This is a genomic window from Paenibacillus sp. 1SOY10, from assembly GCF_056836745.1.
This window is the reverse complement of the sequence record NZ_JBXENK010000013.1, coordinates 51,530-72,432: the sequence shown is the minus strand read 5'-3', so window position 1 is coordinate 72,432 and position 20,903 is coordinate 51,530. Positions and strand designations below refer to the sequence as shown.

The 20,903-nt window shown below is 50.9% G+C and carries 20 protein-coding genes; 4 read left to right on the top strand and 16 right to left on the bottom strand.

Translation table 11 applies throughout. The annotated features are described in order from the left end of the window. Positions 1–32: 32 nt before the first annotated feature. From trxB to AC1VOR_RS21090, 6 genes are all read right to left on the bottom strand, one after another. Complete coding sequence (trxB, locus tag AC1VOR_RS21115; protein WP_482620798.1) at positions 33–995, bottom strand: thioredoxin-disulfide reductase; 963 nt, start codon at positions 993–995, stop codon at positions 33–35. A gap of 117 nt (positions 996–1,112) precedes the next feature. Further along, positions 1,113–3,053, bottom strand: coding sequence for a heavy metal translocating P-type ATPase (locus AC1VOR_RS21110; protein ID WP_482620797.1), 1,941 nt, complete (start codon positions 3,051–3,053; stop codon positions 1,113–1,115). Between the two features lie 306 nt (positions 3,054–3,359). Next, entirely contained in the window at positions 3,360–4,622 is a 1,263-nt protein-coding gene (locus AC1VOR_RS21105) for a homocysteine synthase (protein ID WP_482620861.1), read from the bottom strand. 199 nt (positions 4,623–4,821) lie between these two features. Continuing rightward, positions 4,822–5,472, bottom strand: a complete 651-nt coding sequence (deoC, locus tag AC1VOR_RS21100; protein WP_482620859.1) for a deoxyribose-phosphate aldolase — start codon at positions 5,470–5,472, stop codon at positions 4,822–4,824. Between the two features lie 45 nt (positions 5,473–5,517). Further along, positions 5,518–6,099 (bottom strand): peptide deformylase, encoded by a 582-nt coding sequence (gene def, locus AC1VOR_RS21095; RefSeq protein ID WP_482620796.1) that lies wholly within the window; start codon positions 6,097–6,099, stop codon positions 5,518–5,520. A 41-nt stretch (positions 6,100–6,140) separates the two neighbouring features. Then, the gene (locus AC1VOR_RS21090) at positions 6,141–6,404 is read right to left on the bottom strand and encodes a YqkE family protein (RefSeq protein ID WP_482620794.1); all 264 of its coding nucleotides are present in this window, start codon (positions 6,402–6,404) and stop codon (positions 6,141–6,143) included. A 134-nt stretch (positions 6,405–6,538) separates the two neighbouring features. On the opposite strand from AC1VOR_RS21090, the gene AC1VOR_RS21085 reads away from it, so the two are divergent. Then, complete coding sequence (locus AC1VOR_RS21085) at positions 6,539–6,838, top strand: hypothetical protein (protein ID WP_482620792.1); 300 nt, start codon at positions 6,539–6,541, stop codon at positions 6,836–6,838. 84 nt (positions 6,839–6,922) lie between these two features. Here the strand turns inward: AC1VOR_RS21085 and AC1VOR_RS21080 are convergent, their stop codons facing one another. Continuing rightward, positions 6,923–7,855, bottom strand: coding sequence for a manganese-dependent inorganic pyrophosphatase (locus AC1VOR_RS21080; RefSeq protein WP_482620790.1), 933 nt, complete (start codon positions 7,853–7,855; stop codon positions 6,923–6,925). A 230-nt stretch (positions 7,856–8,085) separates the two neighbouring features. Between AC1VOR_RS21080 and AC1VOR_RS21075 the strand changes: the two genes are divergently transcribed. Together AC1VOR_RS21075 and AC1VOR_RS21070 are read left to right on the top strand one after the other, a co-directional pair. After that, on the top strand, positions 8,086–8,772 hold the full coding sequence (locus AC1VOR_RS21075; RefSeq protein WP_482620788.1) for a response regulator transcription factor: 687 nt from the start codon (positions 8,086–8,088) through the stop codon (positions 8,770–8,772). Further along, complete coding sequence (locus tag AC1VOR_RS21070) at positions 8,769–10,319, top strand: sensor histidine kinase (protein WP_482620786.1); 1,551 nt, start codon at positions 8,769–8,771, stop codon at positions 10,317–10,319. Before AC1VOR_RS21075 ends, AC1VOR_RS21070 begins: the two co-directional genes overlap by 4 nt. A 29-nt stretch (positions 10,320–10,348) precedes the next feature. On the opposite strand, the gene AC1VOR_RS21065 is transcribed toward AC1VOR_RS21070, so the two are convergent. Together AC1VOR_RS21065 and hflX are read right to left on the bottom strand one after the other, a co-directional pair. Then, entirely contained in the window at positions 10,349–10,819 is a 471-nt protein-coding gene (locus AC1VOR_RS21065; protein ID WP_482620784.1) for a GNAT family N-acetyltransferase, read from the bottom strand. A gap of 32 nt (positions 10,820–10,851) precedes the next feature. Further along, positions 10,852–12,132, bottom strand: a complete 1,281-nt coding sequence (gene hflX, locus AC1VOR_RS21060) for a GTPase HflX (RefSeq protein ID WP_482620782.1) — start codon at positions 12,130–12,132, stop codon at positions 10,852–10,854. A 461-nt stretch (positions 12,133–12,593) separates the two neighbouring features. On the opposite strand from hflX, the gene AC1VOR_RS21055 reads away from it, so the two are divergent. Further along, entirely contained in the window at positions 12,594–13,001 is a 408-nt protein-coding gene (locus AC1VOR_RS21055) for a DUF2500 domain-containing protein (protein ID WP_482620780.1), read from the top strand. 21 nt (positions 13,002–13,022) lie between these two features. On the opposite strand, the gene AC1VOR_RS21050 is transcribed toward AC1VOR_RS21055, so the two are convergent. The 7 genes from AC1VOR_RS21050 to AC1VOR_RS21020 form a co-directional block, all read right to left on the bottom strand. Next, a complete protein-coding gene (locus AC1VOR_RS21050; RefSeq protein ID WP_482620778.1) occupies positions 13,023–13,922 on the bottom strand; it encodes an MBL fold metallo-hydrolase in 900 nt (299 codons plus the stop codon). A 95-nt stretch (positions 13,923–14,017) separates the two neighbouring features. Next, a complete protein-coding gene (locus tag AC1VOR_RS21045; protein WP_482620776.1) occupies positions 14,018–14,824 on the bottom strand; it encodes a carbohydrate ABC transporter permease in 807 nt (268 codons plus the stop codon). Positions 14,825–14,827: 3 nt separating this feature from the next. Next, complete coding sequence (locus AC1VOR_RS21040; protein ID WP_482620774.1) at positions 14,828–15,715, bottom strand: carbohydrate ABC transporter permease; 888 nt, start codon at positions 15,713–15,715, stop codon at positions 14,828–14,830. A 72-nt stretch (positions 15,716–15,787) separates the two neighbouring features. Then, positions 15,788–17,080: an ABC transporter substrate-binding protein gene (locus tag AC1VOR_RS21035; RefSeq protein ID WP_482620772.1), complete on the bottom strand. Its 1,293-nt coding sequence runs from the start codon at positions 17,078–17,080 to the stop codon at positions 15,788–15,790. Positions 17,081–17,385: 305 nt separating this feature from the next. Then, positions 17,386–18,069 (bottom strand): DUF554 domain-containing protein, encoded by a 684-nt coding sequence (locus AC1VOR_RS21030; protein WP_482620770.1) that lies wholly within the window; start codon positions 18,067–18,069, stop codon positions 17,386–17,388. Positions 18,070–18,173: 104 nt separating this feature from the next. Further along, entirely contained in the window at positions 18,174–18,533 is a 360-nt protein-coding gene (locus tag AC1VOR_RS21025; protein ID WP_482620768.1) for a DUF805 domain-containing protein, read from the bottom strand. 210 nt (positions 18,534–18,743) lie between these two features. After that, a complete protein-coding gene (locus AC1VOR_RS21020) occupies positions 18,744–20,813 on the bottom strand; it encodes a serine hydrolase domain-containing protein (protein ID WP_482620766.1) in 2,070 nt (689 codons plus the stop codon). Positions 20,814–20,903: the final 90 nt, after the last annotated feature.

The following is a 20,903-nucleotide window of genomic DNA, read 5'->3' as shown; positions in this document are numbered from 1 at the left end:
GGGCATCGCCATTTTGTTATCTTTGTTCAAAGTCACTTGGCCGCAGCTACAGCCGCTGCTACAGCCGCTGCATGCTCCAGACTCTCGATATATTTCTCGCAATCCATAGCCGCCATACAGCCGCTGCCGGCCGCAGTAATGGCTTGACGATAGCGGGTATCCTGAACATCCCCACAGGCGAATACACCTGGAACATTCGTTTCGGAGGTGCCTGGTTTTACCACGATATAACCGTTCGCATCCGTATCGATTTGCCCCCCGAGGAACGCCGTGTTCGGATGATGACCGATCGCGACAAACACACCGCTTGCCGAGATAATCTCTTCCTCACCCGTCTCATTGTTGCGGACCTTAAGTCCGCTCACGCCCGTATCTCCGGCAATCACCTCAAGTGGAGTCCGGTTCAATACCATCTCAATCTTCTCGTTCGTCCGTACGCGATCTTGCATGATCTTCGAAGCACGCAACTCATCACGCCGGTGTATAAGGGTTACCTTGGAAGCAAAGCGAGTAAGGAAGCCTGCCTCTTCAAGCGCAGAGTCGCCCCCGCCAACCACGATGATCTCCTTGCCCCGGAAGAAAAAACCGTCGCAGGTAGCACAGGTGCTGACCCCGCGTCCTACATTGGTTTCCTCGCCAGGTATGCCGAGATATTTAGCCGTAGCCCCTGTCGACAAGACCAGTGTCTCGGTAACCAGTTCCCCCAAGCCTTCTACCTGCAGCTTGAACGGGCGTTCGTTCATATCCACGCTATTAACCCATCCCGTACGGAATTCCGCACCGAAGCGTTCTGCTTGCTTGCGCATATTATCCATGAGTTCGGGTCCCATAATCCCTTCGGGGAAGCCCGGGAAGTTCTCCACTTCCGTGGTTGTCGTTAATTGTCCCCCCGGTTGTGGTCCTTCAATAATCAGCGGGCTCATATTGGCACGAGCCAGATAGATCGCGGCGGTCAATCCCGCCGGCCCCGTACCGATAATAATCGACTTATACATATGATCAAATCCTCTCTGTACCCTCTAATTTCATTATGTTAAACCCTTGATACCCTGTCAATGTTCCCACCAAGGGGGTTCGGTGAAGGTTACATGAAGGAATGATGAAGATGAGAATTAGCGGAGCAACCGCAAACCATTCAGAATGACCATCAGCGTGCTTCCCTCATGTCCGACAACTCCCAGTGGCAGCGGAATACCTTGAAGGAAGTTGCTTGCAATCAGCAGCAGGATGACCGAACCGGCAAAAATCAGATTCTGCTTCACAATTCGCCGGGAGCGGCGGGCCAGGGCTATCGTATCAGCGATATGCTCCAGTCCATCATTCATCAATACCACATCTGCCACCTCAAGTGCGGCACCGCTCCCTGCACCGCCCATAGCCACGCCTACCGTTGCGGCAGCCAGAGCAGGCGCATCATTCACACCATCGCCAACCATAACCACACCGCCATAATGCGACCGTAGCAGCTTCACATGCTCAACCTTCTCTTGCGGCAGAAGATCTCCATAAACAAGATCAATTCCGGCCTCTCTGGCGATAGCTCCGGCGGTACCGCTACGGTCTCCCGTCAGCATGGCTACGGTAATGCCTAACTTGTGCAAGCGGGCAACGGCAGCCTTCGCCTGGGGGCGAATCTCATCCCGCAGGGCAATAATCCCCGCGTATCGACCATCCTTCTGAATGGAGGACACGGTATAACCTTCCTGAGCCCATGCCACCAGGCGGTCTTTCAGGTCAGACGGCAACTGGGCATCCTCTGTATTGGCCTTACCTACGCGCCACACCTCACCTTCAATCATCGCCTCAATGCCCCACCCAGGCAAGGCTTGAAGCTCATCCGCAGCACGAATCGTCAATCCTTCCTCTTCCGCCTTGCGCACGATGGCCTTGGCCAGCGGATGCTCTGACAAGCTCTCTGCCGCTGCACAGGCCGCTAGTACCTCCAGTCGGTCAAAGCCCTCGGATACGCATAATTCACTCACCACCGGAGAGCCTGCCGTCAACGTACCTGTCTTATCGAAGGCCACCACCTTCACATTACCCAGATGGTCCATCGGCGCCCCACCTTTGAACAATACGCCCCGCCTTGCGCTCTTGGACATGGCCGACAGCATGGCTGGCATCACAGAAGATACGATGGCGCAGGGTGAAGCTACTACCAGAAATACCATGGCCTTGTAGAAGGCATGCGGCCAACTCCAACCCACAAGATATGGTGTGAGCACGATCAACCCCAGGGTGATAGCTACGACAGACTTGGCATAGATGCCTTCCAGTCGCTGGATGAACCGCTGCGTATCAGGAACCTCCTGCTGAGCCTGCTCGACGAGTGCAATAATCTTGGCAAACAAAGTACCCTCGGCAAGACTGGCAACCTCCACATACAGTGCGCCTCCCCCGTTCACCGTACCTGCGTAAACTCCAGCGCCGTTCTCCTTCTCCACCGGCAGCGACTCTCCGGTAATGGCCGATTGATCCACAGCCGAGTTGCCGCTGCGAATTACACCGTCGACCGGGATGATGGCACCAGGTTTGACCAGCACCAGATCCCCCAGCACCAGTGTGCCAACCTCTACTTCCTTCATTCCGTCCCCGTCGATCCGCCAGGCCATCTCCGGCTTCATGGCAATTAGCGCCGAAATGTCCTTGCGGCTCTGTTCACTGGCAAAGGACTCCAACGCTCCGCTCAGCGCAAAGATAAAGATCAGCATCGCCCCTTCGTTCCAGTAGCCAATCGAGGCAGCACCTAGCGCAGCGGCAATCATCAACAGATTGACATCCAAATCGCGTTCCTTCAGCAAGGTGATAAGCCCTTCACGAGCTTTCATATACCCACCGGCAGCATAGGCTACAATGTACAGCAAGACCGACAACACCGGGGACAATCCTTGCATCCCCCAAGCCACGAGCATAAATCCACCACTGCTTAAGGCCAGCAGCATCTCCCGGTGACGCAGCAAATGGAGTACTGAGAACTTTCTTCTTTTTCCCGGATCGGGCTGATTCATTGTCTTGTGTAAGGCAGACATCGCTTTACTCTGAATAGCTTCCATCTTCTTCTCCTCCTTGAATCCTTTGAATTTCTCTTAGCGCAGTATGTTCTCTCTGAGAATGAATATTATTGTTAATCCCCTGAAAATGGCGCAAGCTGCCCCGGGAATCTCCCGGAGCAGCTCGCAATTGAGAACGATAATCATTGTTGCACTTGGACAATAATTTTGTATTAGTGAAACTTTAGCTTCATTTTAAACCAAATCCTATCGGATGTAAATGCACTTTATGCCTATAACTGCAATAAAAAAGAGGAGCCCGAATGTGAATATCGGACTCCCCTTAAGTTGCATACCCACCTTTTTCCGTCAGGATTGGCTGGCAGCGATGGCTTGCTCCAGATCATAAATAATATCGTCAATCGACTCGGTTCCTACAGAGAGCCGGATTAAGCCAGGCGTTACGCCTGCTGCCTCTTGCTCTGCTTCCGCAAGCTGCTGATGCGTAGTGCTGGCCGGATGAATAATCAGCGACTTGGAGTCCCCGACATTCGCCAGATGTGAGAACAGCTTCACACTTTCAATTAGCTTACGCCCTGCTGCCACTCCGCCGCGAATACCAAACGTCAGGATAGCCCCCTGACCCTTCGGCAAATATTTCTTGGCAAGCTCATAGGATTCATGACTTGGCAAACCGGCATAGCTGACCCACTCTACATGCTCATGTCCCTCCAGATACCGGGCGACCTTCAAGGCATTTTCACTATGACGCTCCACACGAAGATGAAGAGTCTCCAGCCCTTGTAGCAGCAACCAGGCATTAAATGGAGACAACGGAGCTCCCAGATCACGCTGTAATTGGACTCTGGCCTTAATAATATAAGCAAGCGGCCCCACAGCTTCGGTATATTTAAGACCATGATAGCTTGGATCAGGTTCGGTCAATCCCGGGAATTTGCCGCTGGCAGCCCAGTCCAACTTACCTCCATCTACAATTACTCCTCCGATGGACGTTCCGTGCCCCCCGATAAATTTGGTAGCAGAATGAACAACGATATCAGCCCCGAAGTCGATAGGGCGCAGCAAGTATGGACTAGGGAAGGTGTTATCGACAATCAGCGGAATACCGTGTTCATGTGCGATAGCCGCAACCGCTTCGATATCCAGCACATCCCCCTTGGGGTTACCGATCGTCTCTGCGTAAAGCGCCTTCGTCTTCTCCGTAATCGCTGCCCGGAAATGTTCCGGATTGGAGGAGTCCACAAATTTCACCTGAACGCCCAGCTTGGGCAGAGTAGTAGAGAACAGATTGTAGGTTCCACCATACAACGTGCTAGAGGAGACAATTTCATCTCCTGCTCCGGCAATATTGAGGATAGAGAAAGTAATAGCAGCCTGACCCGAGGCGGTTGCTAACGCCCCTACGCCACCTTCCAACGCAGCAATACGCTGCTCAAATACGTCGTTGGTCGGGTTTGTGATACGGGAATAAATGTTACCAAACTCCTTAAGACCAAATAAATTGGCAGCATGCTCTGTATCGCGAAAGCCATAGGATGTCGTTTGATAGAGTGGTACGGCTCGCGAACCTGTAGTAGGATCAATTTCTTGACCGGCATGGATCGGGCGAATGGACGTTTTTCAGACATAACTTATTCCTCCTCAACGTTTTAGATATTCTCTCACATCTTGGCATGTTTGAAAATAGAATTCCGATAATTTTTGTATGGATAGTGATATATACTTGCTGATACCTAAAAAAGCGCTATCGCGACAAGAAGTCGAAATAGCGCTAACTGTTGAGAATATCCTGGCCAACTACCTCTGCTGTTTAGTAGTCGTTAAGCCCACTTTGACCTTGGGCAATGGCCACCCCGGCACTGGTGCCAAGACGCGTCGCACCCGCCTCAATCATGGCCTTGGCATCCGCCAATGTGCGCACCCCGCCGGAGGCTTTAACGCCAACCTCAGGACCCACGGTCTTACGCATCAAGGCTACAGCCTCCACGGTAGCTCCGCCGGTTGAGAAGCCGGTTGACGTCTTGACGAAATCCGCCCCTGCTTCCACAGACAACTTGCACACGCGCACGATTTCTTCTTCTGTCAGCAGGCAGGTCTCTATGATAACCTTCACCAGGGCTTTGCCGGATGCGGCTTGGACAACTCCGGCAATATCCGCTTTGACCAAGGCATCGTTACCGTCCTTAAGCGCGCCGATGTTGATCACCATATCAACCTCGCCCGCACCTTGGTCAATCGCATGAGCTGCTTCAAAAGCCTTGACCTCCGGGGCCGAAGCTCCGAGCGGGAAGCCGATGACTGTACATACCTTTACCGGAGTTCCTTGCAGCACCTGCGCCGCAGTCTCTACCCATACCGGGTTAACGCAGACGGAGGCAAGGCCATATTCCTTAGCCTCCTCCGCCAGCTTGATAATGGCCGCCTGCCCTGCATCCGCCTTGAGCAGGGTATGGTCGACCATAGATGTAATGGACTGTGTTGACAATGTAATTCCTCCAATGAATTGTTAATATAAGCTGGCAATTTGAACGCCATCCGGCAGCTTGAACGGATGCTCTTTATTGATATGATCATAGAACATGACGCCGTTCAAGTGATCCAGCTCATGCTGCATCACGATGGCATCAAAACCCTTGAAGCGAAGTTTCACTTCGTTTCCTTCCTCGTCCATGGCCTTGATCTGTACTTTCTCATAACGTGGCACAAATCCCTGTACAGGACGGTCTACGGACAAACAGCCTTCACTTTCAGGCAGGTAAGTCATTGCCTGGGAATGACTGATAATCTTCGGATTGAACATAGCGATAGGACGATCCTGACCTTCCGAATCACTCAGCAAGGCGGCGAACATCCGCTTGTTAAGCCCGATCTGATTCGCGGACAAGCCGACCCCTGCGCGCAGCTTGTACTTCTTGGACAATTCCGGGTCCTGACTATTCTTCAAGAATTGCAGCATGGCCGCCATCTCTTCCCGATCTTCCTCAGTGGGAGGCACGCTGACAGGCTCCGTCACGACACGAAGGATAGGTTCTCCTTCCCTAACAATATCATCCATTGTAATGATATAATCCCGTTTGAATTTACTCATAAATGAACCCTTCATCCACCTTTATCCGTAAAATAGCCACTCTATTTATACTTCTGCCAGTCCATCTCGCTGTTGTTCAGCAAGTGCTCAAAATTGTTATCGAGCCGCTTCTGTTCCGCTTGCCGCGCCTCTTCCTTACGCGCACGCTCTTCCTGCTGGCGCTGCTCTTCTTCCTGCTTCAGCTCCGTGGCCTGCGCTTTCAGCTTGGCTAGCGTATCTTCCCCCAGCAAATCCTTCAGTGTAGCCGGCTTATCCCCTGCATGCGCCGGGGCGCTGGCGGTGTTACGTGTCTTCTTCTTGCCCATCTATCTCACCTCAACTTTTTTAGAGGTTACGCGTCAAACACGCATGATAAGTATTCATGCCTAAGGTATCATAGGCCAAAATTTATTGTCAATGAACTCCTATGATATAATAAATCGTCAAAGGAGGATATATCATGGCTTTTGGAGTATCGCGTGCGGAGCTAGCAGCATGGAAAGAGACAGTCACCCGTGGGGAGATCGGTTACTTGACGCATTATTGGCTGGACCCGCGCTTCCCTGATTCCAGAACCGTTACCAAGGTTGGCTGCTCTGATATAGAACGTTTGAAGGCTTGGTGCGAAGCTCACGGTCTTCCGTCAAAATATATTCATCACCGCTCTCCATTTCCTCATTTCGATCTGATCGGCCCGAAGCAACAGGAAATTTTACGGGAAGAAGGATTGTGGGAACAACTGGAGAGATTTAAATTCTAAAATTACTTTACACGAAAAAAGAGCCTTTAAGGCTCTTTTTCAGCGATGTAATGAATTTAGAATTCCCCGTTATTTACCACGCCTTTAGCGTTGGTTGAAGATATCCGTCAGTACCGGAACAATTTGCGATTTACGGGATACAACACCCTTAAGCACGGCTTTATTATCGGACAACTTCACTTGATAAGCCTGCTCAACTGAGTCAGCCGCCTTACCTAGGGCCAAGCCCACGGAGTCGTTGTTCAAGATATCGGTTACGACGAACAGGTACAGATCCAGTCCTTTGTCAGCAATGATGTTATTCAGCGCCGCTTCCACTTCCTCTTGGCGAGACAATACATCATTGACGTCCACGGCATTAACTTGGGCGATGACAACCTTCGAGCCGCCCATATCAAATTCCTTGGCATCCAGCGAGATCAGTTGCTCAATGGTCTTGTCACTCAGGTCAGCCCCGGCCTTGAGCATCTCCAGGCCATACTCATCGGCATTCACACCAGCGATATCAGCCAGTTCACGGGCAGCAGCCACATCCTGCTCCGTGCAGGTAGGGGATTTAAACAGCAATGAATCGGAAATAATGGCGGAAAGCATCAATCCGGCGATATTGGCAGGAACGTCAATCCCATTCTCTTTGTACAACTTATTCAAAATGGTAGCAGTACAGCCTACCGGCTCGGCACGGTAGTAGAGAGGACCGCTGGTCTCGAAATTGGCAATCCGGTGATGGTCAATAACCTCAACCACGCGCACCTGATCAATATCGGAGGCACTTTGTTGTCTCTCATTGTGGTCGACCAGGATAACCTCCTTCACTTCAGAAGCTACGGCTTCGACCAGACGTGGAGCTTCAACACCAAACTTCTTCAAGGCAAAGGCCGTTTCTTCTCCGACGTTACCCAGACGAATTGGCTCAACATTCCAACCCAGCTTGGTCTTGAGGTCCGCATAAGCAATAGCCGAACAAATCGTGTCGGTGTCAGGATTTTTATGTCCGAAAATGAATACTTTTTCCATCTCATTACTCTCCTTTAACATGTCCTAATGTGAAAAGTATAGCCTAAAGGTCAAGGGGCAAGCAAGAGTTTCGGGAGACGATATCGTCCCTTCGTTTCCCTGAATCAGGGAAAATGGCTTTATCTTGCAGCTACCTTAAGTCGGCTTTAAGGTAGTATTCAGCCAACACTCAGGGGCTTCGTTTATAATAAGAAATCATAGGATGCAAGGGGCAGAAAGGAACGATATCGATGAATCAGGTTAAAGGAGCTAAAATACTGCTGGTGGACGACGAGCCGCACATCGTGCAATTTCTGGAGCTGGGACTGGTAAATGAAGGCTTCGAGGTGCGTACGGCCAGTGACGGAATGAGCGCCGTTAGCATCGCAGGCGAGTTCCAGCCACATGTCATTGTGCTGGATGTGATGATGCCGGGGATGGACGGCTGGGAGGTATGCCGCCTGCTCAGAAAGCACGGCGAGCATGTCTCCATCATTATGCTGACCGCCAAGGATGAGATAGAGGACCGGGTTAAGGGGCTCACGATTGGAGCCGATGATTATGTGGTCAAACCGTTCAGCTTCGAGGAACTGCTGGCCCGCATCGGCGCCCGGCTGCGCAATCAATTCCCCGCATTATTCGGCGAAGTAATCATCGGGCCCTTCAAGCTTGACGACAAGCGCAAGGAAATCCTCTATCTGGAGCAAGTGCTGGAGCTGTCGCCCACCGAATACGAGCTGCTGAAATATCTGATTCTGAATCACGGTATCGTCCTTAGCAAGACCAAGATTTTGGACAAGGTATGGGGCTACGACTTCGGTGGCGAAGAGAATATCGTGGAAGTCTACATTCGTTCCCTGCGCGAAAAGCTGCATGACCGCGAGCATCGGCTGATTCGCACGCTTCGGGGTGCGGGTTACCGGGTCGACTTGCCATGAGCCGCAGACCCGGCCTAATCGGCAGGATACGAAGAATACTGTCCCCAAGCTCGCTTCGCTTCCAGCTCTTGTCCCGTTCGTTGTTTGTACTGGCCGCGCTCCTTATCCTGATCGGTGGGTTTCAATATGTCATCATGAGGGACTTTCTCGTCAAGAATCAGGCCGAGACAATGGCTTCCCAAATGCGCGGACCGCTCAGAGAGATGTTTGATCGAACGGGTCAATGGCCCGAGCGCTGGGGCACGGAGCAGGCGGAGCCAGGAGCATCCACCCCGGACGACAATACAGGCAGACGACCGCCGATTCTGTTTCTGCCAGATTCCTCCCTGGCCATCATAAGCAGCGACAACAGATTTATTGACTTGAGTACAGCGTCTGGTCTTGCTGCGCCTCACCTGACCGATGAAGAATACGCAGCCCTGTTGGCCGGTTCCGCCGGGCATATCAAGCCTAACCAATATCGGCTGCTTGAGGATGAGAACGGCAATGAGCAGTTGGTGGTCTTTCGTCAAGTGATCCTGCCCGCCGAGAGCGGGGAGCGTACCTGGCTCGTACAGATGGGCTCCTCTACGGCTCCATTGCGGGAGGTCGTGGTTCGTCAGCTATTGACGTTCGCCGGACTGTCCCTGCTGGCATTGTCCGGGGGCTTGGCCTTATACTTGCCCCTGCTACGGCGAAGTCTCAGTCCGCTGAATCAGATGGTGAAGACCGTGGAGGATACCAATGCAGGTAACCTGGACAATCGCTTCCCCGCAAATACGGGTCAATCGGAGATTGATCGGCTCGGCGTCTCCTTCAATGGCATGATGGAGCGGCTGGAAGGCTCCTTCCAGGCCGAGCGGGAAGCCAAGGAACAGATGCGCCGCTTCGTCGCCGATGCTTCCCATGAGCTGCGCACACCGCTCACGGCCATTCACGGCTTTCTGGAAGTGCTGCTTCGCGGCGCAGCTGACCGGCCAGAGCAATTGCACACGGCGCTGCACAGCATGCTCGGTGAATCCCAGCGGATGAAGAAGCTCGTGGAGGATCTGCTTACGTTAGCCAAACTGGATCGCACCCCGGTCGTGCAGAGAACGCTGGTGTCCCTGGATGAGACCCTTGCAGAGATGCAGCCCCACCTGCGCATGCTGGCCGGAGAACGCACCGTACACTTTATGCTACAGCCGAATGTTCAGGCTATGTGCAATGAGGACAAGGTCAAGCAGGTGGTGCTGAATATCTTCCATAATGCGGTACAGCATACCGACCCGATTCAGGGCGAAATCAAGGTACGTCTAACCCTGACTGCGGGTCTGGCCGAATTCGAGGTCGTCGATAACGGACCGGGCATCGCCCAAGAACATGTGCCGCACGTCTTCGAGCGTTTCTATCGCAGCGACGCTTCCCGGACGCGTAAGCAAGGAGGCGCCGGGCTGGGCCTGGCTATTTCCAAATCCATTGTGGAAGCCCACGGGGGCACGATCGGTGTGCGAAGCGAGCCGGGTCAAGGGGCCTCCTTCAAGGTAATATTACCGGCACTGGACATCCGTGCTGCAACTGGGCATTGATACTCAAGGGAACAAGAAAGGGATGCGCGTTATCGCAGCATCCCTTTGTATATCCCTGGCTTCGAGTCTTCTATCGCGATGGCACCCACCGCTTTGGCATAGAACTCCTCGGGGCCAGCTCCCCCGATGACAGCATAACCATAACCTTCATGACGCATCAGATCAAGTGTATGCAGCAGCAGCATTTTGCCCACACCACGTCCTCGCTCATTCTCGTCTACTCCCGTCGGTCCGAAGAAGCCCTTGGCTGTCGTGTCGTAGCAGGCAAACCCCAGTAGCTTGCCATCCTCAACGGCCAGAATACAAGTAATCGGCGATCTGGAGAACCCTACCTCGCATTCGCTAACCCACATGGCGCCAAAATGCTCGTTAATCCACTGTGTGACCACATGCTTCTCCGGGGCAAGAGCCCGGCGAATCGTAATTCCTGTTCGTTCCTCGTATTGCCCGGTTGATTCAAACGCGGGCAAGTCATATAGCTTCACCAACATATCTGCCATAATCGCCAAGCTCTCCTTTTTACATCACCTAGTTATTCCGCTAATTCAACTACAAACTCACGATATCTGCCGTAATCACTAAGCCGACATTCCAGAGAAAGCTTCGTCCCCTCTGCTTCGTAGCTGGTAGCGAAGATATTCGCGTGCTCATTCAGGTAGGAGACGACCCCACCCTGATCATAGGGAACCAGCATCGTACACTGGATATAGTCCTTGAACACACGGCTACGAATTTCTTCAATCAGCTCAGTAATGCCCACACGTGGCTTCGCTGCCAGATACACGATATCCCCCTGTACCTCGGGTATAGACTGCTCCGTCAGATCTGATTTGTTGTAGGCATAGATGACCGGTATATCGGAAATACCAATCTCCCGTAAAGTCTCATTGGTAATGTCCAGCATACGGGAAAACTCTGGATTGGAGTAATCCACCACATGAATTAACAGGTCAGCCTCAGCCACTTCCTCCAGCGTCGAGCGGAAAGCCTTAATTAAATGATGGGGCAGCTTGCTGACAAAACCAACCGTATCCGTGAGCAGGAACGCCTTATTGTCCTGTAGCGGGATGCTACGCACCGAGGTCTCCAGGGTAGCGAACAGCATATCCTTCTCCAGCACCTGCTTCTCCTGCTCCGGGCTGTAGCGCTCCAGCAGGGCATTCATAATGGTCGATTTTCCCGCATTTGTATAACCGACAAGGGACACAACGGGTAGCTCGTTCTTCTTCCGCTGCTTGCGCTGCACCTGCCGATGGGCGACCAGCGTATCCAGTTCTTTGCCCAGCGCCGTAATTCGTTCCTCGATCCGGCGACGGTCCAGCTCCAGCTTCGTCTCCCCGACGCCGCGGTTCTTCGTGCCTACCCCGCCGCTTTGCCGCCCCAATGATTCTCTAAGACCGATCAACCGTGGCAGCATGTATTTCAAGCGTGCTACTTCCACCTGAAGCTGTGCTTCCCGCGTCTTGGCCCGTTGCCCGAAAATATCCAGAATGAGCAGGGTACGGTCGATAACCTTGCAGTCCAGATCAGCCTCCAGGTTACGAATTTGTGAAGGAGACAGTTCATCGTTAAAGATGACCAGGTTCCCTTCGTGCGCCTCCAGCAGGGCCCGCACTTCTATAATTTTCCCCGTACCAATGTAGTGCGAGGTGTTGATTTTGGGCAGATTTTGCGTAAGCTGGTCAACGACCTGAATATCGCAGGCTTCCGCCAGATTAGCCAATTCTTCCATGGAGTATTTGAAGTCCTCCTGATGGTTCAAGTTAACGCCCACCAGAACGGCTCGTTGCTCCAATTGCTGTTCTTCGATCATAAATGGTTTCCTCCCTTGGGAAAAAAATAAAACACAGGCGGCCCACACCCATGTTCTACGCAAACGGCACTCTTCCCCGGCGCGTCATTCTATAGGCAAATAAGCTTGCCACCAGAGCGGACGCCAGCAAAAAAGGCATATTCTATTCTAAAGTCATCAAGGTTCCCTTTATCATAGCACACCTATCCCGTTTGCCCTGCACGGGTGCAGAGCCTTTGGCTGTATTCAATTAGCCGCGCAAAGTTGCAAAACGGAATTTAATGTTAATCACAGGAAACCCTCCGTTCATTTATAATGATCCCAGTTTATCACAATTCGTATGCGTTCACAATCCGGGCAGCAATGCCCTTAGGAAGGCATACTGAAACATTCTGGTGCTGACTGCGTAATTATAAAGAGAATGGCGGAGCTTCTGGGCATTCACCCGAAGCAAGTTAGCTCACAGTAGAGGAGGCGTTACCATGAGTGTAGGCGGAGGCGGTTTTGATATCTTCTCATTAGCCCCTATCTTTATAGTTATCGTGTTTGTCATCGTAATTATAGGTATCTTTACAAACGGAGCCCGTTATGTCAAAAATGCCAGCGCTCCCCGAAACAGCCGGTACGCGCGCATCATATCCAAACGTATGGATGTACAGCACAATTCCAGCAGTCCTGCTGGTGATCATCATGTGCATACCTCATCCTCACGTACCTATTACTACATAACCCTGGAGTTTGATAATGGCGAACGCCATGAGTATCTGGACGTCAAGAAGTTGTATGGACTTGTCGCTGAGGGAGATGTTGGATATGCGGCCGTTCAAGGCGATTGGATTGTAGCCTTTGAACGTGATTTGGCACCGGGGCAGTATAGCAGCAATGATTAGAATAGGGAGCCGAAAGGCTCCCTATTTGCTAAGAAAAGCGCGGGGAGAAGCGTAAATGAACCGCTCGGACCGAGCCATAACATGGCATTTCTGCTCCGGGAAATGCTCGTATATATAATCAACGAAGTAGCCTGGCTTCTCCGCATTGACGGCGAACAGATCATAATGAAGCGGAATGACGGTATCCGCCTGAATGGCGTGAGCGAACTCTGCCGCTTCCCGGTAATCCATGTTGCCCACGATGCCGCGACGCTCCCGGAAGTAATCCCTGCCGTTAATCGGCAGCAGGGCTAAGTCCGGCTGCAACGCAGCTACCTGCTCTATCAATTCAGGGAACACTAAGGTGTCCCCCGCGTGATAGAGCGTAACCCCGTTTAATTCCAGCACATAACCTACGTACCTCGGGTTGCCGCTGTCATCCCGTTCAAGCTGCTCATGGGCCGCTGCAATGGGTGTTATATGCAGCTTGGAGAATAACTCCAGGGGCTGGCGATCATCAGCCAACCGAATTTGGGATTCGGCAATGCCCCATCCCTGGAGCAGCGGCTGACAGCACCCCGGTGCTACCAACACAGCTCCCGGATTCTGACGATGGAGCGGCAGCAAGGTTCTCTCATCCATATGATCGTTATGCTCATGGGTAATCAGACAAACATCGACTCCCTGTATATCCTCTGGACAGATCGCTGCCGGGTAGGTTCGTCTCCACAGCCCATCGTCAAAATCACCCGACACATAGGGGTCCACATAAATGGTGATTCCATCCCCCTTGATAATGACGCTCTCTTGCCCCAGGAACCACAGAGCCAGCGTTCCGTAGGGAACTTCGGTACGACGAACTTCTTCAATAAAGGCCGCGCCGGATCTGGCCTGATTGACGTGTAAGTTGCTGCTATTATGACTTCGATGTTGTGGGTTCATATTTAACTCCTTAGAGAAAATGGTCAAATCGTTATCCTTAGTTTCTCCGGGTTCAGTACAAATTCCTTCTATTCTTATCCTCTTCTCATCCTCTTTTACCCTTTTATTCCCGAAAGACTAACCCCCTTAATAATCTGCCGCTCAAATATGAGGAATAACACCATAATAGGCAATGAGGCGACCGTATTGATAACCATCGGCTTCACATAGTCCTCCGTGTATTGATTCATCAAGGTCGGAATCCCCATCGGCAGCGTAAACAAGTTATCATCGGTCACTGACATGAACGGCCACAGGAAGTTATTCCACGAGCCGATGAAGGTCAGAATAGCGATGGATACCAGCGCGGGCCGGGTTAACGGGAGCATAATGCTGGTGAAAATTCTCCACACACCGCCACCATCCATCTGAATACTTTCCAGCAGCTCGTTAGGAATACCATCAAAAAAGCTCTTGAGAATAATAATCGCAAATGGCGAAGCCAGAGCAGGTAAAATCAATCCTTGGTAGGAGTTCAAGATGTCCAAATCCTTGGCTACTTGATACAAAGGAATCAAAATAGCCTCGCCTGGGATCAGCAACCCCGCCAGGATGAAGAAGAACATGAACGTTCTGTAACGGAACGGAATTTTGGACACAGCAAAGGCCGACATAGCCGCAATGATCAGCGTCAACACCGTGACACAGACAGCAATAAAGAAGCTGTTCCACGACCAATGCAGCAATTTGGTACCGGTAATGATCTCATGATATACAGCCAGCGAGTAGGGGGGCGTAAACCAGTCCACGACCGTAATGATTTTCATGCCTTCTTTTTTCACGGAGACGACCAGCATCCAGATCAGTGGGAAAAGAAACAATAAGCCCATACACAGGGAAAAGATCCGATAGAACCACTTCATATTCTAGTTCGCCTCCTTGCGGTTATTCATCCAGTACTGCAAGGCGGACAGCACGAGCAAAATAGCGAATAGCATATAGGACATGGCGGCAGCATAACCCAGGTCGTTCTTACGGAAGCCCGTCTGCCAGATTAATTGAATGACCGGACGTGTCTGGTCAAGCGGTCCGCCGCCGGTCATGACATAAATCTGCACGAATACCTTAAACGAGGCAATAATCTGCAGCATGGTGATGGTTCGTGTGATGGGGCTCAACAAGGGAAGGGTGATCTTCCAGAATAGCTGGGAATCCGACGCACCGTCCAAGCGAGCTGCTTCATACACTTCATCAGGGGTGTCTTGCAATGCCGACAGATACAGAATGAAGTTGAAGCCCACCGTCCACCATAGCGTTAATAGCGAGATGGCAATCCAGGCCAAATGCGTTTCGGTCAACCAGAATATCTCTGCGCCTTCGGCAAGCAACCCTAGCCAATGCAGCATGGAATTCATCAGCCCGGTGTAGGGTTGAAACACGAACAACCCCAGGAAGGAGGCGACGGCAACGGACAGAATGCTGGGAATAAAAAATACACTACGGTAAAAGCGTTGCAATCGCGAGTTACGGTTAGCAATAAGCGCCAGGATCATGGCTAATACAAGCATGGTAGGCGTTGTGATCAGTACAAAGATAGTCGAATGCCAGATGGCTGCCCAAAACTCCTGGTCCTGAATCATTCGTACATAGTTGCCCGAGCCGAGATAGTCCATCTTCCGAATCAGCGTCCACTTATAGAAGCTCATCTCCACGCCCTTGATCATTGGAAAAATGGTAAACAGGACATATACAATCAGAAAAGGGAGCAGGAACAGGAATGCCTGCCCGTCCGCCCTCCATTTGCCCATCTTCATCTTACTCAACCTCCCAGGATGGCCGGCTTCGCCGTGTTCCCCGCAAAGCCGGCCCGATTCCGATCCTTGGCGCTATTCGCTCAACACCTTCTGCACTTCGTCCGTCAGCTTGGAGATACCGTCCTCTGGCGACATTTTGTTGGCCCAGATTTCGTTCAAATATTTGAACATCGCCAAATCGCGGATTTGCCAGTTCTTCGTCGATGGCTTGTTAAATTTAACGGTGGAGGCTACAGATACGTAATCGCTTCGGTGAGGGAGTGCCTGAAAATCAGGATGTTCAAAGACGGACGGCTTGGAGGGGATATGCCCGGCCTTCGCCCAGACCTGGCCATTGTCGGCCAGCCAATTGGCAAATGTAAGAGCCGCCTGCCGCCGGGCTGGATCTTCCTTCTTGGTGATGGGGAGGATGACCGTATGAGCATCACCCCAGGTGGCTGCTTGCCCGAAAAGGGTGGGGATAGGCATGGCTCCGAAATCCAGGCCCTCTGTGGCTTCCCACGTCCCTGTTGCCCAGACCCCGGTCATCATAATGGCAGCCGTTCCGCTCTGGAAATTTTTATAGAAATCCGGGTCATTCAGTTTGATCACTTTATGCTTGTGAAATAGATCCTGGATGTAGCGAGCCGCTTCCACGGCTTTGTCCGTATCTACCTGAGCCGTCGATAAATCGTCGGCAACGACATCATTGCCCCCTAGCTGGGAATATAGTGCCCACCAAAGGCGGAAGGGATCGTCATTGGTATTGGATAAGGCAAAGGGCGTGGCCTTCTGTGGCAATTGCTCCTTCAGCTTGGTCAGAAAGGTGACGAAGCCGTCCGGGGAAGATTTAAACGCTGGTTTACCATCATCGCCAAGGAGTCCGGCATCACTCAGCAGTTTCTTGTTGTAATACATGATGAACGGATGTGTATCGATGGGAACGGCATAGTGGGCATCATTAACAACAGAGGCTTCGAGGATATTGGGGTTAAAGGTAGACCAGTCTACACCGGCGGCATCAGCTACGTCGTCTAACTCGGACACAACTCCCTGGTCAATCAGATCTGGCAAGCGGGAAATATGAGAGATACCAATATCCGGACCGTTACCATTACCCACAGCGGTAATCAGCTTCGTATAATACTCGCCCCACTCCAGCTTGGTATTTTTCACTTGAATATCAGGGTGCTCCTTGTTAAACGCATCAATCATCGCCTGCATATTATCTCCGTCTCCACCGGAGAACAACGTCCAGAACGTCAACTCCACCTTACCACCTTCACCAGATGTATCGTTCCCTCCAGCACGATTCCCTCCACAAGCGCTTAATACGAAGGATGCAGAAAGCAACAGGACAAGCATAAAGACCAGTCTCTTATTCATAGCGACCTCCCCTTTGCGATAGTCCAAGGAACAAGTGGACAAACTGTAAAATATTCCATTTTTTTCGTTCCTTTGAACCTAAATATAAGGAGATAAAGCCCGTTTGTCAACGCTTTCAATTATTTTTATTGTAATATTATCGCCTTCTCGTCCATTTAATACAATATTATTGTAATAAAAGAAATGGACAGCTTGACCTCCTCATTGTAAAGGGACAAGATCTCCGAAGGACAGTGAAGCCAAAGCAAAAGAGGGCGTCTCCGCCCTCTTCAACATCATGATATGCTCATTATTGGCCTAAGCCACTATCCCATGAACAAACCCTTGACCAAAAACCAAATGACCGGAACCAATAAGGCCGGCAACAGGTTCAAGGTTTTGGGATTGATAATCTTCAAAATGGATAATCCCGAAGTGGCGATCAGTATTCCACCTACAATGGAAATCTCAGTCAGTAAAGGCGCCGTCAGAAAGGGCGCTAAAATGTCCGCGCTCCAATAGATCAGGCCTTGCCAAACGAGCAAGACTCCCGCAGTAAGCGCAATTCCTATACCATAAGTGGATGCCAGCACCATGGAGGTTACCAGATCCAGCGTAGCGTTCATATACAGATACGTATGGTCACCACGCAGTGCACTTTCGATAGGCCCCAAAATCGACAACGTGCCGATGCAGAATAGCAGAATGCCCGTAGATAGACCTTGTCCCAAGTTAGAGCTGGAGAACCGCCCAACCAGACGTTGAAATCTGCCGTCAAGATCAAGCGCCGTCCCTAACAGACTGCCTCCCGCCAAGCTTATGATAAATAGTACGGGAAATGTGCTGTCATTCATATGGGTTACTGCCGAGTTGATGCCAAGTACCGTAGCGGCTAGTCCAATTGCCGTAAATAACGCAGTTTGATACTTTTCCTTTAATCCCTTTTTAAAAATACTTCCGAGGACGCTGCCCACTAATATAGCGGCTGTATTCACTATCGTGCCGATCATTTGTCCGCTCCAATCCCGTCCAATTCTCTACTGCAAGACAGCTTTACATTATAACGGCGTCCCCGGATAAAGTCAAAGGCGATTCAAAGGCTCCAAGCTATGTATTATGCTGCTAATCCCTTAGGGTTTGAGCCATATTGATTGTCCGTAGATTGACCTTCCTGCGCCAAGAAAATAAGCAGAATAATCGATCCTACTGCTGGAACCAGGGAAATAAGCACAAACCAGCCGCTTTTGCCTGTGTCATGAAGACGACGCATAGCAACTGCCAGAGAAGGTAATGCTACTGCCAGCATATAGCCATACGCCAGGATAAGACCCAGTGTTTGATGGATAATTCCACCAACAATACTTAGAGCTAAGACAGCAAGCACATTAAACAGGAAGAACATCCAATACTCTTGGCGACTTGCCCGTCCTTGAAACCCGGTGTAATTCTTCAATACCTTTAAATACCACTCCATCTTGCACTCCACCTCTTCTTTCGATTTCTTGCGGATTTCCGCATTCACAATATTATCGGATTTTCATTCAAAAAGCTCGCATTCTGTTCATAATTATGCAAAAAAGAAGTATAAAGACCTACAAAATAAAAAAAGTCCTGCGAGAGTAGGATACTCTCTTGCAGGACTTTTCGCTTCTTGTAATTCCATAAATTTGAGTCTTGTTACCTATTATTTAGCCAACTTAATCTCGAACAGATTTCCCGCCTGGCCACCGAATACAACAATGCCATTCTCCGGCAGAAGCGCAGCCGAGTTGCCACTGGCTACCGAGAACTCTACAAGCGCTCCTTCTGCCGTATATACCGCGAATCCTCCGCCAGCCGGAAATTGTACACTCATCGTTTTCCCAGCGGCCTCACTACCGACCTTGAACCACCGCACATAACCGGATTCAGGGATGGTAACCTGTGAAGAGGGCCCACCATAAATTGTGCTTACTGCCGCTTCACTTACGTAAGTGCGGGCATCTTCCATCAGGTATTCTACTCCATCTCGCTGCTGAAATCTCAGATCAAAGGCATCACGGCCATTCATCACTGGAATTTCTGCGATGTTAACAGCATGATTGGCATCCTTAATCTGTGTTCCATTGGCATAGCCGCCTTCCTCATCCAGCACAATTGGCTTCCACAGGATGGATGAAGGAACGAGATAGAAGAGGGAATTGATTTTCTCGTCCACTGCGTAATAGGTTTTGCCTTCTCTTTGTTGCCATACCTTAGATACCTCAGAGCTGAGGACGTTCTCGCCCAGCTTCTGATACTCATAGTAAGCCATAAGCGTCTGTCCAAGCCCCGGGAGTTCCAGGTTGGTCCGGGTACGCATATACGTATGTCCGTTAGTCTGTTCATCAAAGCTGATCAAGGTGTGGCCATCTTCACTAGTGAATTCTCCAGCACCTGTGTATACGTAATTCTGCTCCGGAATCATATTGCTTAATAAGCTAGGCATGGCAATCACACCGTCTTCTATGGTTACCTCAAGGGTTGAACCTACCGTTCCATATAGACCAGAGAACTCAAGCAGCTCGCTTGGCACATCTACTTTCACAGGCGCTTCAAAGGTTGGCGAAGGCAATACTTCAGCAATTCGCCCCGTCTCCTGTAAGTAAGCCAGCATAATATTGGATGCCGAGAGCGTATTGAAGATCGAAGAACCACCTGAGGTCAGCAGCGCGATAGACATGCCTTCTTCCGGCAAGGCAACCAATGCCGCATGATAGAGAATCGTGTCTCCGCCCTTGGTCACTGCCTTAATGCCGTATTGGTCAAACGGACTGAGGTCTACGGAATCCCACCCGAGACCATAACCATACGTATTGGTCTCATCTTCTACCCAGATGCCCTTACGATACTCCTTGGCCTGCATGGCCAGTGCAGACTCGGTAGACATGAGCTCAGGACGTTTACCCATCAATACCTCCGAGAACAGGGTTACTTCTTCTGCGGTAGAGTAAATCCCACCCGTTCCCAGTATATTCGCATTCTCATCCGGCAAATCCCCGGCAATCCCCGGGAAGCGCACCGGACTCAACGAAGCCCGATTAAACGTATCTAATGGCGTCTTGGTATAAGTTAACCCTAGCGGCGTGCTCATATAGCGATCCAGGTATTCGTTATAGCTTAACCCACTTACTCGTTCTACCAGGAGCTGTAGCAACTGAAATCCATCATTGGCGTATACGGAGTATTCTCCCGGATCGGATTTCAGCCGCTCGTTCCGCAAATTTTCCAGCAATGTATCATAGTTCTGCGAGTCATTATCCGCCATCAGCATACTATTCTTATAATGGCTACCATATAATCCTGCCGAATGATTCATCAGCATCCGGGTTGTGATCTGCTTGTAGCGTTCATCGGCCATTTGAAAATCGGGAATATAGTCTGTCAGCGGACGATCAAGGTCCACCTTCCCAGCATCAACCAGCATCATCACAGCCGCGGTAGAGTACACCTTGCTCACGGAACCGATACCAAACATAGTATCCTTGGAGACTGCCTCTTGCTTCCCATCTTCCGTGACCCCAAGTCCTCCGGACAATACAACCTTTCCTTGATCGCGAATCGCATATTGCACGCTATTTACGCCATAATCCCGAACGAGCACTTCGGCAGCTTCCCGCGCTTTGCGCTCGGCGAGTCCGACATCCTTATGATCTGCTGCACCAACTCCAGCTACCGGCAAAGCGAACATCAGGGCTGCAATCGTAGCCACACCTAGCTTTTTCAATGTATTCATAGGGTAATCTCCTCTCTTCTCCATCCAAATTCTTTGATTGAGTCTCATTATACGGATGGATTCCTTCACGAGCATGGAAAGACCCCGAAA